This is a genomic window from Bradyrhizobium sp. HKCCYLS1011 (assembly GCF_051167795.1).
GTDB lineage: Bacteria > Pseudomonadota > Alphaproteobacteria > Rhizobiales > Xanthobacteraceae > Bradyrhizobium.
In genome coordinates, this window is the sequence record NZ_JBNPTT010000004.1 from 820,529 (window position 1) to 836,083 (window position 15,555).

At 64.1% G+C, this 15,555-nt stretch carries 14 protein-coding genes; 7 read left to right on the plus strand and 7 right to left on the minus strand.

The window, feature by feature from the left end:
• Positions 1–29 precede the first annotated feature (29 nt).
• The 3 genes from ACQR1W_RS16800 to ACQR1W_RS16810 form a co-directional block, all read right to left on the minus strand.
• Positions 30–1,661 carry a nitroreductase family protein gene (locus tag ACQR1W_RS16800; RefSeq protein WP_434851793.1) on the minus strand — a complete coding sequence of 544 codons (1,632 nt, stop codon included), beginning with the start codon at positions 1,659–1,661 and terminating at the stop codon, positions 30–32.
• A gap of 210 nt (positions 1,662–1,871) precedes the next feature.
• Entirely contained in the window at positions 1,872–2,075 is a 204-nt protein-coding gene (locus ACQR1W_RS16805; protein ID WP_008968705.1) for a hypothetical protein, read from the minus strand.
• A 23-nt stretch (positions 2,076–2,098) separates the two neighbouring features.
• Positions 2,099–3,061 (minus strand): PDR/VanB family oxidoreductase, encoded by a 963-nt coding sequence (locus ACQR1W_RS16810; protein WP_434851794.1) that lies wholly within the window; start codon positions 3,059–3,061, stop codon positions 2,099–2,101.
• Between the two features lie 158 nt (positions 3,062–3,219).
• Here ACQR1W_RS16810 and ACQR1W_RS16815 point away from each other — a divergent pair, with 158 nt between their 5' ends.
• Positions 3,220–3,741 carry a GNAT family N-acetyltransferase gene (locus tag ACQR1W_RS16815; RefSeq protein ID WP_434851795.1) on the plus strand — a complete coding sequence of 174 codons (522 nt, stop codon included), beginning with the start codon at positions 3,220–3,222 and terminating at the stop codon, positions 3,739–3,741.
• A gap of 66 nt (positions 3,742–3,807) precedes the next feature.
• On the opposite strand, the gene ACQR1W_RS16820 is transcribed toward ACQR1W_RS16815, so the two are convergent.
• Positions 3,808–5,037, minus strand: a complete 1,230-nt coding sequence (locus tag ACQR1W_RS16820) for an ATP-grasp domain-containing protein (protein ID WP_434851796.1) — start codon at positions 5,035–5,037, stop codon at positions 3,808–3,810.
• A 145-nt stretch (positions 5,038–5,182) separates the two neighbouring features.
• Positions 5,183–7,531 carry a phosphocholine-specific phospholipase C gene (locus tag ACQR1W_RS16825; RefSeq protein WP_434851797.1) on the minus strand — a complete coding sequence of 783 codons (2,349 nt, stop codon included), beginning with the start codon at positions 7,529–7,531 and terminating at the stop codon, positions 5,183–5,185.
• A gap of 398 nt (positions 7,532–7,929) precedes the next feature.
• Here ACQR1W_RS16825 and ACQR1W_RS16830 point away from each other — a divergent pair, with 398 nt between their 5' ends.
• A complete protein-coding gene (locus tag ACQR1W_RS16830) occupies positions 7,930–8,805 on the plus strand; it encodes a MurR/RpiR family transcriptional regulator (RefSeq protein WP_434851798.1) in 876 nt (291 codons plus the stop codon).
• 69 nt (positions 8,806–8,874) lie between these two features.
• On the opposite strand, the gene ACQR1W_RS16835 is transcribed toward ACQR1W_RS16830, so the two are convergent.
• Positions 8,875–9,270 carry an EF-hand domain-containing protein gene (locus ACQR1W_RS16835; RefSeq protein WP_434851799.1) on the minus strand — a complete coding sequence of 132 codons (396 nt, stop codon included), beginning with the start codon at positions 9,268–9,270 and terminating at the stop codon, positions 8,875–8,877.
• A 515-nt stretch (positions 9,271–9,785) separates the two neighbouring features.
• Here ACQR1W_RS16835 and ACQR1W_RS16840 point away from each other — a divergent pair.
• Both ACQR1W_RS16840 and ACQR1W_RS16845 read left to right on the plus strand, forming a co-directional pair.
• The gene (locus ACQR1W_RS16840) at positions 9,786–10,802 is read left to right on the plus strand and encodes a M23 family metallopeptidase (protein WP_434851800.1); all 1,017 of its coding nucleotides are present in this window, start codon (positions 9,786–9,788) and stop codon (positions 10,800–10,802) included.
• A 9-nt stretch (positions 10,803–10,811) separates the two neighbouring features.
• Positions 10,812–11,441: a hypothetical protein gene (locus tag ACQR1W_RS16845; protein WP_434851801.1), complete on the plus strand. Its 630-nt coding sequence runs from the start codon at positions 10,812–10,814 to the stop codon at positions 11,439–11,441.
• Between the two features lie 133 nt (positions 11,442–11,574).
• Here ACQR1W_RS16845 and ACQR1W_RS16850 read toward each other — a convergent pair whose 3' ends face one another.
• The gene (locus ACQR1W_RS16850; RefSeq protein ID WP_434851802.1) at positions 11,575–11,985 is read right to left on the minus strand and encodes a DUF1992 domain-containing protein; all 411 of its coding nucleotides are present in this window, start codon (positions 11,983–11,985) and stop codon (positions 11,575–11,577) included.
• A 944-nt stretch (positions 11,986–12,929) separates the two neighbouring features.
• On the opposite strand from ACQR1W_RS16850, the gene ACQR1W_RS16855 reads away from it, so the two are divergent.
• From ACQR1W_RS16855 to ACQR1W_RS16865, 3 genes are all read left to right on the plus strand, one after another.
• Entirely contained in the window at positions 12,930–13,538 is a 609-nt protein-coding gene (locus tag ACQR1W_RS16855) for a nuclear transport factor 2 family protein (protein WP_434851803.1), read from the plus strand.
• A gap of 206 nt (positions 13,539–13,744) precedes the next feature.
• The gene (locus ACQR1W_RS16860) at positions 13,745–14,788 is read left to right on the plus strand and encodes a Rieske 2Fe-2S domain-containing protein (protein ID WP_434851804.1); all 1,044 of its coding nucleotides are present in this window, start codon (positions 13,745–13,747) and stop codon (positions 14,786–14,788) included.
• Positions 14,789–14,793: 5 nt separating this feature from the next.
• On the plus strand, positions 14,794–15,549 hold the full coding sequence (locus ACQR1W_RS16865) for a GntR family transcriptional regulator (RefSeq protein ID WP_008972271.1): 756 nt from the start codon (positions 14,794–14,796) through the stop codon (positions 15,547–15,549).
• Positions 15,550–15,555: the final 6 nt, after the last annotated feature.

Consider the following 15,555-nt stretch of genomic DNA (forward strand, 5'->3'; position numbering starts at 1 on the left):
GTCGATGCGCTGGAAGGGAATGCGCGGTCTCATGGCAAAGCTCCCGCTTCGTTGCGCGTGCGGCCGGGATAGGCCGCGAGCGTGGTGATGCGATCGTCGATCAGCGCGCGGCCGACGGTGAAGTGATAGATGGTCTGAAACCTCTGCGTCGTGATGCCGAGCATCTCGTGCACGGACTCGTCGAAGAAGCAGCCGATGCCGGTGCCGCGCAGGCCGGCCGCTTCGGCTTCGAGGTACAGCGCCTGGCCAAGCAGTCCGGCTTCCCAGTGCAGCTGCCGGTAACGCCAGGGATTGATACTGACGGCTTCTTCGAACTCGGCGAGCATCGCGACTGCAAAGCAGCTGTCGCCGGCGATCGCCTGATGGCAGCTCGCGGTTCTGATCACGCCGCGGCTGTCGGTCGGCAGCAGCCGATACAGCGGCAGATGCGCAGGCGCGCCGTCGACGCGTTGCCAGTCGAAGTCTGCGCGCAGCGCGCGCCGCAGCGCCTGCTCGGCCCTGGCATGTCTCGGCAGCGCATAGACGCCGGGCGCGAAACCCTCGACCCGGTGCACGAACAGCACCGGATGCAGCCGGGGAGCAAACGTCCAAACGTCCCATGGCAGGATCTTGCGCGGCAGCAACGGATCGAGCAGACGATAGAACTGATCGCCACACATCGTGAATTTGGCGTCGAAACGCTGCGCGCTGCGCCGGCCCAGGATGATCTCGGCGGCGCGCACCTCCGATGCGATCGGCAACGGCGGACAACACATCGGCGCTTCCGCAACGTCGCGACCTTGGCCGGTCGTGGCTGCACTGACCTCGGCAATCACCGGCCAGCGATAGAGCGGATGCCGATCGAGCCGGTTGGCCTGCCCGGTCCAATGATCTGCCGCCGTGTAAGGACAGGGCGGCGTGACCGCGTGCCCGGCGCCGCGCGGCTCGATTGCGAGCAGCAAGTCGGCATCCTCCGCTTCCGCGCCGGCAAAATCGGCTGCGCGATCTAGACCCATAGCGGCCGCCAGCGTCGCGCTATCAATGTCCTCGATCACCCGCGCGCGCCAGCCCAGCGCGGCCGCGGCATAGGCGATAGCGCCGAGCGCGTGGCCGATATCGAGCTGGCAATAGCGGAAGGCGCGCTCGCCATATTTCCAGGCCTCGCGCCAATGGATCGACGAGAGGCCGAGCCAGAGACGCGACGGTCGCTGCGGCGATGTTGCCGGCCGGCAGCGCTGCTCCAGGACGTGATCGCGGCTGACATAATGATGGAGGCCGTCGTCGAGACCGGGGATGCCCGCCGTAATCAAGTAAGCTTCGGTCGGATGCAGATTGCCGCTGGAAGGATTGCAGCGCAGCGCCCAGCGGTCGGGACCCAGTTCCTTCCAGGCGGCCAGGCCGAACGAGAGTTCGAGCAGCAAGGCGATGGTGTCGATCGTGAGCGCCGCCGGCGGAGTCGTCGCTCCATAGAGTTGCGCGAACGTCGCCGCGAGCCGATCTGACGTCAGCGCCAGCGCCGTCCGCGGGCTGCCGACGAACTCGCGGAACGGATTGGGTTGCGCGTCCCAGTCCAGCGTCTCCGGGCCCGCAGCATAGCGCCTGAGGCTATGCTTGGTACGGGCATGATAGCTCAACGCGATCTCGGCATCCGTCGCGGGCTGTGGCGCAAAGGAAGTCGGCACGCAATAAATCCTCTCCCAAAGCGTGCGCGCAGTGCGCCCGCTCGCGGTTCGCGGCCGCGGTCCGGCCGCCCACGACGTAGCAAGTTCTATTCCCGATGCCGTGGGGACCATCTGTGGGACGGATGCAAGAATCTGTCTGCGGGAGGAGGTCAGCTTTGTCGGATTTCGGACAGGGCTGGCCGCGCTGTCCGAATCAGGACAGCGCGCCCCTCATTGCTTCATCACAGGCTCGGATCGATCGTGCGAGGTGAGGGCTTCCACTTTGGCCTTGATCGAGAGCCAGGTCCGGTGTGCATCGAGCTTGTGGCCGATCTTGAAGCTCAGTGCCATCTGGCCGGCAAAGGCCGCGCCGTCAGCACCATATTGTTCGGCGATGATCCATGCGGTCTGCCAATGGTCGGACTCGGTCGCCATAGGTCGCGGCTCCGCCGTCGCTGTCACAAATCCAACACCAGCGTGTCGCCCTTCGCACGCGAGACGCAGGGCAGGAAATAGCCCTGCGCGCGCTGGTCGGGAGAGAGGCGCTTGTCGCGATGCTCGACCTCGCCTTCGACCACCCTGGTCTTGCAGGTGCCGCACATCCCTTGCTCGCACGAGGTCGGGATCTTGACGCCGTTCTCTTCGAGGTGCGCAGTGACGCTCTTGTCGCCGGGAATCTTGAAGGTCGCGCCGGTCGAGGCGATCTTGACCTCGAACACCTTGTCGAGCAGCGCCGCAGCCGCCTTGGCGGTGAAGCGCTCGACATGGATGCGCTCCTCGGCAAAGCCCTTCTGCTTTGCGAGCGCGATGATCGGGTCCTGCCACCAGTCGACGCCGCAGATGAAGAGCTGGGTGTCCTCAGGGCGGTCGGCGAGCACGGTGGCAGGCTTCAGCAGCTGATTGTCCTCGCTCGATTCCTTGTAAAATATGGTGTTTTCCGCGAAGGCGGAGGCCTCTATGGTGGCACGGAAGGAATCCGGTGACATCAGCGCGAACACGTAGTGCAGCTCGAACGGAATGTTCTTCGCCTTCAATGTGTCGGCAATGCTGAGCATCGGCGTCACGCCGATGCCGCGCGCCAAGAGCAGCGCGCGCGTCGTGGTCTTCGGAATCTTGAAGCGATTGCGCGGACGGCTGACCTGCAGCCGGTCACCTTCATTGATGTCGATATGCAGCGCCTTCGAGCCGCCGCGGCTGTTGGCGTCCTTCCAGACTCCGATGCAGTAGCGGTTGCGCTCGGATGCACTGTTGAGCAGCGAATATTGCCGCACCAGCCCATTCGGCAATGTCAGGTCGATATGGCTGCCCGGCGTAAAGCCGGGCAGCGGTTGATCGTCCGCTGGGACGAGTTCGAACGAGGCCATGTTGTAGGCCTCGATGGCCTTTCTGGCCACGACCACCGTGTGCAGGGCGTCCGTCATTGCTCCACTCCATCATGCCAGCCGGCTGAGGGAGGCGATGCAAGGAGGGGGCCAAAGGCGGTTTGGCCCCGAAGAGCAACGGCAATGTGTCGCGACCTCGACGCATGCGACCTGTTTGCGTAGAAGGCGGTCGTCACTCCTCGTCAATGGTGCTTTCCATGGAAACGTCCGCAAGCTCCCATCCGCAGCCGACAACCGCACTCACGATACGGCCGATGGAGGAGCGCGACGTGCCCGAGCTGCTTCGGCTCATGCACGGCATCGTCAGCTTCGAACGTGGTCAGGATTTCAATCTCACCGAGGCGGAGCTGGTGCGCCGCGGCTTCGGGGAGCGGCCCGAGTTCGGCGCTTACGTTGCGGATGCCGGCGGCAATGCCCTCGCGGGCATGGCGGTTCACTACGAAATTCCGTTCATGCATACGTTGCGGCCGCTTCTGATGATGAAGTGGCTCTATGTCGATCCGCAGTGGCGAGGTCGTCGCGTCGGCCAAGAATTGGTACGGCAGATGGCCCGGCACGCGCGTGCCACCGGCCATGAGCGCTTCTACTGGTTCGTCCTCAACGACAATGCGGCGGCGCAGTCATTCTATCGCGGTGTTGGTGCGATGGAGGACCCGGAATGGCGGCGGTGGATCATGCCCGCGGAGTCCGTGTGCCGGCTCACGGAAGAGATGGAATGACGGGATAGACCGATCGAGCCAGAGCGAGCGCCCGTTCGTCTCGACGAAGTCAGCCGGAACGGGACGCTACTCTGCGCGCGCCAAGATCTCGTCCCATGCCTCCGGTGTGACCGCATAGGGGCCGACAGCTCCGGCGTGAAATCTGCGCCAGAGCGACGGTCGGACCAGGCAGGCGACGAGCGCGGCGAGCACGGGCACCGCCGCGATGGGATCACCGGCGACTGGTGTCAGTTCCTCAATCGTGCCGGCATATTCGGCGCGTGCAAAAATAGCATTGAAGGCTTCATGAAGGACGACGCGACGCGCACCGGATTGCTCGGCAGCTCCGAGAATGGCAAGCAGCGTCTGGCGCGTGCGCACCGTCGGACGACCCACCGGCCTCTGCGCGGGCCTTGCGCCGCCGACCAGGTCCAGCATCGCGGCGACGAGATCGACGCCCGCGGCATAAGCGTTTCCGGGTTCGACGAGTCGAGGATTGACGTCGATGATCACGGGGCCGCTGGCTGCAACGATCAGGTCCATCGAAAGACCGCCATGCCACCCGAGCGCCGCAACCAGCCGCACGAGCATGTCGGCGAGATCAGGCAAGGCAATGCTCTGCTTCAGCGAGGCTCCGCCGCCGACACCTTCCCGCAAACGCAGGCAGGCATGATGTGCGATCAGGCGGCCCTGATCTGCAACCGCCTGGACCATGACGAGCGGGCCGGATGCCTGGCTCTGGACTAACAAGCCGGATTGCCCAAGACCGGATTGCCCAAGGCCGGATTGAAGGCCCAACGCGCGCGCTGCCGCCTCGAGCTCGCGAGCGTTGCTGGCGCGCCGGACTCCGGAGCTCGCCGTGCTCACGGGGCGTTTGACGAAAACCGGATACGTCGTGATCTTATCGAGCTCGTCCGGACTGGCGATCACGAATGTCTGCGGCTGTGGCGCGCCGATGGCTGTCAGGGTGCGAAACGCGGAGATCTTGTCCTGCACCTGCGCCAGGCTCTTGAACGGCGGCACGATCGTGCTCACCCGAAGCTGCTTCCGGTGCGCTGAGAGCACAGTCACCTGCTCTTGGGTCGGAAACAGCAGGTCGGCCTTGCGCTCACCTGCGATCCGCTCGGCGGCGGCGAGCCAGCCGAACGGATCAAGGCCAAAACGGGGGACGTGGTGCACCGCCCTGACATGCCGCGTGAAGCGCGTCAGGCAGAGTTTCGAGGACGAGAGAAGCTCGACCTCGTGCCCGAGCGCGCCGAGGCGTCCTGCGACCTGGCGGGAGGTGAGGCCGGATCCTTCGGACAGCAAGATGCGCATGACAAAGCCCAACCCCGGCAAGCGCCTCAAGCGGTCGCGTGGGTAGCTGGCCTACGCTTGTCGCCCCCGTTCGGCAAGCTCAAGTCGATATTGAAAGAGGCGCCCGCGAGGGCGCCTCCATCGCTGATGTGATTGTAAGGAGTGTTCAGAAGCTGTCGGTCAGCGCCATGCCGGGATCGCTGAACGAAGGGCGACCGCTCTCGACGTGTCCGGCGACGCGCCGCAAGAAGCTGTCATCGGAGTCGCTGGTGATGACGAAGTCATACCAGAGGCCGGTCTTGCGCAGCTGCCAGTAGAGCTCCTTGCCGTGGCCGGAGCCGGACACTTTGACATCCCACGACGTGGCCGGTCCGCCATGGCTGGGTCCCGGGAAGAAGGCCGGTGCATCGAAGCCGAAGCCGACAGCGTCGAAATCGGGAGCCGAGCGGAAGCCCGGTATCGCGCCGAAGCCCACCGGATGGAAGCCCGGCAGCGGACCAAAGCCCGGACACATCGGCTGCAGCGCAGCCGAGACGGAGGCGGTGACGGCCTGCAGCGGCCCATAGATCTTGTTGGACTTCACGGTGAAGTTCACGTGGCCGTTGCCGTCGTTGCGCAGCTGCATGTGCAGCCCACCCTCGAAGACATTGTAGCCGACGAAGATCTCGGGGTTCGGCGCATTATGCAGCTTGATCTTGCTGAGGTCGCCCTTGAACTGACGGTGGAAGCCGTTCGGGCCGAGCACCCACAGATCATACAGGCCGTCGGTGCCGGCGGTCCATTCGTCGTCCAGCATCCGGCCTGCCTCGACGGTGTAGCGTCGCGGAATGAGGTCGAGGTGCAGTCTGTCATAGACGTGGAAGACGGCGCCCGCAAAGCCGGTGTTGGCGAACAGGAGCCTGACCTTGCCGCTGCCGGCATCGGCCTGCGCGGTGGCGTGCAGGATGTAGGGCAGCGGACGCGCGTAGCGCACCCCGGTCTCCTGGAACAGCGGCTGCGGCGTCGCCGGCGCAACCGGCGCAGGCAGCGTCTTCTGATGCGCATCCGATGCCTGCCAGTTGCTCTGGTCGGGCAATTCCGGGAAGCGCGGATCGTTGGGGCTGGCGAAGTCGAAGGCCGAGGTGAGATCGCCCGAGATGGCGCGATGCCATGGGCTGATGGCGTCGACCTTGATGCCGAAACGCTTCTCGAGGAAGCGGCCGACAGAGGTGTGGTCGAACACCTGCGAGTTGACCCAGCCACCCTTGCTCCACGGCGACACCACATACATCGGCACGCGGGCAGAGAGACCCCATGGGCGGATGTTGCCGCTGATCGTATCCGCAGCGGTCAGCACGTTGCCGACCGTGTTGGAGAAATACTCACCTGCGAGCGACATGGTCGCCTTGCCCATCAGGTTGCCGTTGATGTCATAGGACGGCACTGCCGGCGCCGGCAGGTGATCGAAGAAGCCGTCATTCTCGTCGAAGGTCAGGAAGAAGACGGTCTGGCTCCAGAGCTCGGGGTTGGCGGTCAGCGCTTCCAGCACCTGGTCGGTGAAGTTGCCGGCGCGGGTCGGACTGCCGCCGCCGGGATGCTCGGAGTTCGCCTGCGTCGGCAGGATCCACGACACCTGCGGCAACGTGCCGGCCATCACGTCGGCCTTCAGGCGGTCGAGGTAGTCCGGGCCGCCGGTCAGGCCGTGCACGTAGTTGGGATCGCCCGGCTGCGCATGACGAAAGCTCGAGAACGCCAGACAGCCGTGCATCGCGCCGGTCCAGTTGTCGTTCATGTCCTGATAGATGTGCCAGCTGACGCCGGCCTTGTTCAGGAGGTCGGGAAGCGTGTCCCAGGTGAAGTCGCTGCCGACATATTTGTAGGTCGGCTGCGGCTGCGGCTGACCCGCCACCCACTTCGACGGATTGGGCCAGCAGCGGAGATTGTTGGGTTCGGCATCGTTGGTGGTGCAATTGATGCCTTGCGCGCGCAGCGCCGGATTGAAGTTGGAGCCCGACCAGAACGTGATGCGGTTCGGGTCGGTGCCGGTCGTGATCGAGCAGTGATAGGCGTCGCACAGCGTGAAGGCCTCGGCGAGCGCAAACTGGAACGGGATGTCGTCGCGGCCGAAATAGCCCATCGCATAAGGGGTCTTGTACTTGGGCCAGTAGCCCATCTTGCCCTGGTTCCAGGCAGCCTGGCTGTCGCCATAGGAGTGCGGCGTGCCGTAGCCGACCAGCGCGTTGCTGGTTGCGGAATCGCGGTGATAGGGCGGGATCTCACGGGTGCCGTCGGACTGGAACCACACCGGCTTGCCGCTTTCGAGCGGAATCGGGAAGCGATCGCCGAAGCCGCGCACGCCACGGAGGGTGCCGAAATAATGGTCGAACCCGCGGTTCTCCTGCATCAAGATCACGACGTGCTTGACGTCCATGATGGTGCCGGTCCGGCGCCGCGCCGGAATGGCGAGCGCCTGGCGGATGCTGGCAAAGGCGGCGGTCGCCGTGGCGCCCGCCAGAAAATCACGACGTGTAGTCATCCTGTATCGCCTTCCTGGGTTCGAAACAGTCTTCAAAAAACGGATCGTGGTGCGCAGCGCTGCGTGGGAAGGCCGCGCGGGTCAGCAGGACGGGGCGTAGCAACGCGAATTGACGATGGTGTGAATATTTTATCTACGTGATAATTTATTCTGAGTTTTTCTCAGTATAACGTTGGGACCAGGCAGGATGGGGTGATCGCGTCGGCGGGCAACCCGCCAGTGACATTGCGGGACGGCGGAGCAGGCCAGGGGCGAGTGCATGCGGGAGCGGAGTGCAGGGTGGCGTGAGTGGGCCGGACACGTCCGGCAATCACGCGGCGATTGACATCACAACCGGGGCTGCACTTTGCTCCAGCCGATCCACCAGACGGATTCTCACGTAGTTCGCGAGGGCGCGGGTGACAGTTTCGACCTTGAATGCAGGACCGGCCGTCAACGGCATCCTATCCCGCGTGCGTGAATTGCAGACGGATCTTCCTCCGAAAGCCAGGCAGATCGCCGAGCTGATCCTCGCGCAACCTGAGTCCTTCATTCACATGTCAATCACCGAGGTGGCCGAGACATGTGGAGTCAGCGAGGGCACCATCGTCTCGTTTTGCCGACGGGTCGGCGTGCGCGGGTTTCAGGAGCTGAAGATTCTTCTGGCGCGGGATCTGATCGAGCCGGTTCGCCTGATCCAGGAGGATCTGCATCGGGGCGACGATCCGACCACCGTCACCGATCACATCTTCGCGGCGCACGCCGCATCACTGCACGAGACGCGCCGCCTGCTCTCGATGGAATCGTTGGCGAAGGCGGCAGGCCTCCTAAGGCAAGCTCGGAGAATTGAGATCTACGGCATCGGAAGCTCAGCGCCGATCGCGCAGGATCTGTCCTATCGCCTGCTGCAGCTCGGGCTTGCTGCGAACGCTGTCGTCGATTCCCATGTCCAGGCCGTCAGCGCGGGCATGACCGGTCGTGATGTCACGACCGTGACGGTGTCTCACTCGGGCAGCACGGTCGAGACGGTGCTGGCGACGCGGTTGGCGCGGGAAGCCGGCGCCCGGACCATCGGCATCACACGGCTCGGCAAGTCGCCTCTCGCGGCTCATTGCGATGTTCTGCTCTATACCGTCGCCAATGAGACCCGCTACCGTCCCGAGGCCATGAGCAGCCGCGTCGCTCAGCTCGCCATCATCGATACACTGGTCAGCTGCTGCGCATTGACCGATACCGAGCGCTCGGTCGACCGGCTGCAACACGCCGCGCGCATCCTGTCCGAGAAGCGGTTTTGAATCGGCCGGTGACTTACCACAGCGCGGCGCCGGCTGTGTTCCGGCAGCCTGCACGCCGCAATGAGTCGATCACTGGGCCCCGTGGATGAAGGCTTCCATCTCCTCCGGCGTGAGCTTGCCGTCCTTATTGGTGTCCATCGCTTTGAAGATCCGCTCGTGAGCTGCCTGGAACTCCTGCAGCGAGATAGTCCCATCGCTGTCGGTATCGATCAGGGCAAACATCATGCGCATCAAAGGTCGTCCCATCGCGCCGCGACCCATCATGCCGCCCCCCATCATATGTCCCATCATGCTGCCGCCCATCATGCTTCCGGGCCCCATCATGCCGCCATACTGTCCCATGGGACGCGACTGCGTCTGTTGCTGATCGGTCTGGGGTGTGGTCTGGGTTTGTGCCAAGGCACCCGCAGCGCCGCATGCCAGTATGAGGGCAGATGTCGTCAGTCCCAGGATGTGCCTGTGCATTGAAGCCTCCTTCAAAGGGTCATCACCGGCCGATAATTCCGCCCCAGCAATATTGATCCTATCACTTCGCGAAGTCGCTGAGCCCATTCTGATTCCGAGCTTTCGCTCACACTTTCGCGCGAAGACGACGGCCAAGATCGAAATTCGTGGGCATCATGACCAAGTCGCGGACCGTCATGCCGCGCGCCGTCAGCATGAACATCACGTTGAGGGGCTCCTCACCACCGTCTTGGAACAGTGACCGTTATACGACAGGAACAGATCGAGCTTGTGCGTATCCGGGCACTTGGTCAGGCGGATTGCAGTCCGTAGGATAGGTTGAGCGTCAAGCGAAACCCATCGCCAACGGCTTGTCCGTATCGAGGATGGGTTTCGCCTCCGGCTCAACCCATTCTACGCATTCACCCGAGGACGGTCCGGTCGCGTCGGTTTGATTTCCACGCGACGGTTGTGGTTTTTGCACGGCTACATCGGATAGGGTGGTCCGCGACATCGGCCGGGGAGTGGGGGACTGCATGATTGGCGTCACGCGTGTTGGGACGCGTCCGTTCGTGACCTGGGCGGCGGTCGTCGTGCTGGCCTTCGTATTCGCAGCCGGGAGCCGCGCAGAGGCCGCGTTCGATTACGCCCGCTACAAGGAGGCCAGCCTCGACGATCTCATGGCGTTGCCGCGGCCGGCCAAGGGCGTCGACATCAGCAACGACGCGCCGCTCAAGCTCGAGGTGACGCTTGCAGACGCCGGGGGCGCCTGTCCAACAGAGTTGCTGAAGCGATCGATGGCGATGTCCGGCTTCACGAAGGAGCAGGTCGACGGGCTCGGGGTCTCCCATTGCATCACGGTGCGCTCGGCCAAGGGGCGGGACCTCAAGGTCTTCGTCCAGGACATCCTCTACGGCTTCCTGCCGCGCGAGGTGCCGGTCGGCGGCAAGCTGACGCTCTACGCCGTCCACGTGTTCACCTCGACCGACGGTCCGGGACTTCTGGTGAACGAATTTCAGACCGTGCAGCCTGCGGAGCCGGCAAAGCCGCAATCCGAGGCCAAAATGGCGTCATGCGGCTGCTGGACGTTGGGCGATCATCCCGGCATCGACATGACGGCAGACAAGGAGGGCATGCCGGTCGCCGCGATGGAGGACGGCGTGGTCGTCAAGGTCGAGGCAGCGGAGCAGGCGCCGGGGGACCTTCCCATCATCGGCGGCTGCGGCCGCTATGTCGTGCTCAAGCACGTCTATCCGAACGATGCCGTCGTCTTTACCCGCTACGTCCATCTCGGCCGTCTTGTCGATTCGAAGGGTAAGGTGCCTGCCGTCGGCGCTCGCGTAAAGAACGGCGAGATGATCGGCGAGGTCGGTCCCAGCAAGACCCTGCATTTCGAATTGCGTCCGGTCGCGCAAGGCAACGCCACGTCCGATCCGGCCTGGGCCGAGCGCTATGGGGGGATCGCCGACATGGAATGGTCGCACTACCAGCCGGTGGATCCGCAGAAGTTCGATCCCGACGCGTTCGGCGGTTCGGGCAAGAGCGGGAAATAGGACTGTGACATGTCAGTAAACCGGAGTCGCGCAAGCACGGCGCTGTCGCTGGTCATCGTCGCCATGCTGTCGACATCCCCGGCTGCCGTTGCGCAATCCGCTGCAGCTCCGGCGCAAGGCTTGCCGGCGGACCTGAAGGACTTGCGCGGCGAATGGCACCGGGCCGGAGCCGGGTTCGGCTGCAAGGTCGTTCCTCCGCGACAGCTGTCCCAGGAGCAGCTGATCGCGGTGATGGCGCGCGCCTGCCTGCGCCTTGGACCGCTCGTGATCGGCGATGCTGCTGATAGTGCCAGGTCGGTGCTCGGGCCGCCGCACCGGATCTTGAAACAGCCGCAGGACCAGGTCGCCTGGATCTACTTCATCGGCCAGCGCGAGCACTATCCGTACTTCGTCGTCACCATCGCCGCCGACAAGATCGTGGCGCTGCAGGTCACCGGCGGGACCGCCGCGCCCGGCTATGATTTCAGCCATGTCGCGCTCGGGGCCGCCACCGATGATCTCGTGGGCGTGTTCGGCCAGCCCAGCCATTTCGAGCCGAGCGAACTGAAGGACACCGAGCTCTGGACCTATCCTCCGCACCCCTTCTCCTTCGAGCTCAAGGGCGGGCGCGTGATCTCGATCCGGATTCGTCAGCCTTGATCCGGTCTGCATCGACTTTCAAGGAAGCGCCGCGCCAAACGACCAAGCACGTAGGATGGGTTGAGCGGAGCGAAACCCATCGGCTATCAGCGTATGATGACGAAGACGGGTTTCGCCTTCGGCTCAACCCATCCTACGCACCTCTGTCTGTGGCTCGGCTTCGCCAACGCGCGACGACCTGATCAGCGTCCAGCACGCCGAGCTGGGTCGGCGGCCCCTCCAGCACGGTCGCGTTCACCTTTGCGATCTCGGCGTTGAGCGCGGAAATACGACGACGAACGGCCGTTTCGTCCGGAAGCGTCTCGATCGTCGCCAGTTCCTTTTCGATCTTGCGCCGTAGCTCGAGCGCCGGCGGCAGCATCGAGATCTGCTCGCGTTTGATCAGCTGCTTCACCCACCACAGCGGGTCATGCTCCTGGCCGAGATCGGTAAGCGGCTTGCCGGCTCCCGGCAGATTGTCGAAAGCGCCCTGATCCTGGGCGACCCGGATCCGCGCCTCGACCCACGATTCCCAGCTCGCTCCCAGCGGTTTGCGCTCAGTCATGGCGGGCTAGTCCTTATCTTAGGACGCTCCGGTAATTGTATCACATTGTGCTCTCGCGGACCAATGGTTGCGGCCGTAGTGTTCAGGTCGGCGACGCTCAACAAAACGCAGCCGCGCAAAAAAGAAGTTCGCGCGTGTTTCCAAGGCGATCACACATTCCAGGTCTCGGACGGCAATTATTCGATTGCTGTTTTTCAGAAATTGTGCTTATCTCCTGATATCCCGCCTCGTGCAGAGGGACGTACGCGTCGTCACGATACGTTGAGGTGGGCTGCGATGGACGTTGTCGCGTCAGGCGCTTCGCGCAAGACGACTGATGTGGCGTCGGACGGTCAAGTCGTGTGGTCCTGACATCCCGGTGCTGATGTCTGCGCAGTGCGCTTTGGCGCATTGTCGCTACGGGGGCAATCAAGCCGGTCCCCGGGGAGAGCTCGAAGCAGCCGTTAAAACCATTCGCGCGGGGACGGCCGGGATGTCTCGGCCGAACCTGTGGTGACTGCCGCCTGCTTTTCTTTTGCAGGCGGGCCATGGGGGCGGCGAGCTCCCGGCCTTCCTCGCGCTCTCTCGAATTCTTGGAGGGACATGACTGCCGCATCACTCGGGCGTCGAACGCCGCGGGACAAATCTGCTCGTCTCCCTGATTTCGATGATGGCGGCGTTGTCCTCGAAGCTGTCGACCAGGTCTTTGCTGTCGTCCCGGACAAGCGCGTGTAACGCGCGCAGATCCGGGACCCATAACCCCAGGGAGATATTCGAGGCACGATGGTCGATCCGCTTCCCGCAGCCAATCGCCGGGGGTGCCTATGGGTCTCGGGTCAAGCCCGGGACGACACTGAGTATGAGGCGCGCCTCTGGACAGCCTTTGTCAGCATGCGACATGTCAGCTTTGCAGCGGTCGCCGGATACATGTATCCAGCAGCCGACAACGAAAAGGAAACGCCGCCATGACCAAGACCGCCGCCGAGATCGAAGACATCAGGCAGATCCACGAGCTCCTGCAGAACTGGGCGATCTGGCGCGATGCCGGTGACTGGGAGCGCTTTCGCACCGTGTGGCATCCGGACGGGCGCATGATGGCGACCTGGACCCAAGGCACCGGCGATGAGTTCATCGAGATCAGCAAGCAGGCCTGGGCCAAGGGCGTCAACATCCTGCACTTCCTCGGCGGCATCTCGGTCGATCTCGCAGGCCATCGCGCCATCAGCCAGACCAAGATGACGATCTCGCAGCGCGCCGAGGTCGAAGGCGTGCTGTGCGACGTGCTCTGCACCGGGCGCTTCTATGACTTTCTCGAAAAGCGCGGGGACACATGGGGCATCGTGCTGCGCCAGCCGATCTATGAGAAGGACCGTATGGATCCGGTGACGCCGGGCGCCGTGCCGGCGCTGGACCATGCGCTGCTGGAGCAATTTCCGGTCGGCTATCGCCATCTCGCCTATCTGCAGACCCGGATCGGCTACACGGTGAAGCGCGACATGCCGGGGCTGAAAGGGCCGGAGGTCGAGGCGCTCTACGCCCGCGGGGCGGCCTGGCTCAGGGGCGAGGGGCTTTAGGCCGCGACTCTCGGCGCCTTTCTGGTCGGAGGATCAGGGAGGCCTGCAGGCCTATTTGAGGTATTATGATAGGCAAAAAGTAACTCGGTTCATTTTATGTATACATAAACTTCCATCGCCTGCTTGAAATCAAAGGATCTTGCGCGAGAAGTCAGGATTATTGTATACAGTTCGCATCCAATAAAAACGGACGCGAGGAAATTGCCATGGCCGCCGCCTTTCCCATGAATGCCTGGTACGCCGCCGCTTGGGACGCCGAGGTGAAGCAGGCGCTGCTGCCGCGCACGATCTGCGGCAAGCACGTGGTGATGTACCGCAAGGCCGACGGCACGGTGACCGCGCTCGAGGATGCCTGCTGGCACCGCCTGGTCCCGCTGTCGAAGGGGCGGCTCGAAGGCGACACCGTCGTCTGCGGCTATCACGGCCTGAAATTCAATGCGCAGGGCCGCTGCACGTTCATGCCCTCGCAGGAGACCATCAACCCGTCGGCCTGCGTGCGCGCCTATCCCGCGATCGAGCGCCATCGCTTCATCTGGCTGTGGATGGGCGATCCGGCGCTGGCCGATCCCGCTGATATTCCGGACATGCATTGGAATCATGATCCGGCCTGGGCGGGTGACGGCAAGACCATCCATGTCAAATGCGACTATCGCCTCGTGGTCGACAATCTGATGGATCTCACGCACGAGACTTTCGTGCATGGTTCATCGATCGGCAATGAGGCCGTGGCCGAGGCGCCGTTCGATGTCACCCATGGCGAGCGCACCGCAACGGTCACGCGCTGGATGCACGGCATCGAGCCGCCGCCGTTCTGGGCGAAGCAGCTCGGCAAGGAGGGGCTGGTCGATCGCTGGCAGATCATCCGCTTCGAGGCGCCGTGCACGGTGACCATCGATGTCGGCGTGGCCCCGGCGGGGACCGGTGCGCCGGAGGGCGATCGTTCGCAGGGCGTCAACGGCATGGTGCTCAACACGATCACGCCGGAAACCGAGCGCACCTGCCACTATTTCTGGGCCTTCGTGCGCAACTACCAGCTCTCCGAGCAGCGGCTGACGACCGAGATCCGCGAGGGTGTCTCCGGCATCTTCCGCGAGGACGAGCTGATCCTGGAGGCGCAGCAGCGCGCGATGGATGAGAATCCCGGCCGCGTGTTCTACAACCTCAACATCGATGCCGGCGCGATGTGGTCGCGGCGGATCATCGATCGCATGATCGCGCGCGAAACGCCCTTGCGTGAAGCCGCGGAGTGATCGCGATGGCCGAGCGCGAAGCCGATCGCTCCGTGTCGCAGACCGTACGGGCCCAGCTGGCGCTGCGTGACCTGATCCTCTCGGGATCTCTGCGGCCTGGCGAGCGCGTCAGCGAGTTGCAGGCGGTCGAGGCTACCGGTGCCTCACGCACGCCGGTGCGCATGGCGCTGGTGCGGCTCGAGGAGGAGGGGCTGCTGGAGACGATCCCCTCCGGCGGTTTCATGATCAAATCGTTTTCCGAGCGCGACATCCTCGATTCCATTGAGCTGCGCGGCACGCTCGAAGGGCTGGCGGCGCGGCTCGCGGCCGAGCGCGGCGTCTCGGTGCGGGATCTCGAGCCGTTGCGCGAGTGTCTGGCGCAGATCGACGATCTGGTCGCGCAGGATCCGATCTCGATCGAGGCGTTCTCGTCCTATGTCGCGCTCAATGCGCGGTTTCATGCGCTGCTCGCCGAGCTCTCGCGCAGCCCGCCCGTGATCCGCCAGGTCGACCGCGCCTGCGCGCTGCCCTTTGCTTCGCCGAGCGGCTTCGTGATGGCGCAGTCGGCGCTGCCGGAGGCTCATCACATCCTGCTGCTGGCGCAGGATCACCACCGCATCGTGCTCGATGCGATCGAGAACCGCGAGGGCGCGCGGGCCGAAAGCATCATGCGCGAGCATGCCCGCCTTGCCGCGCGCAACCTGCGGGCAGCGCTGAAGACGCGCAGTCATTTCGATCTGGTCCCGGCCTCGGCGCTGATCAAGACGCCGAGCGCGAGCTGACAGGAG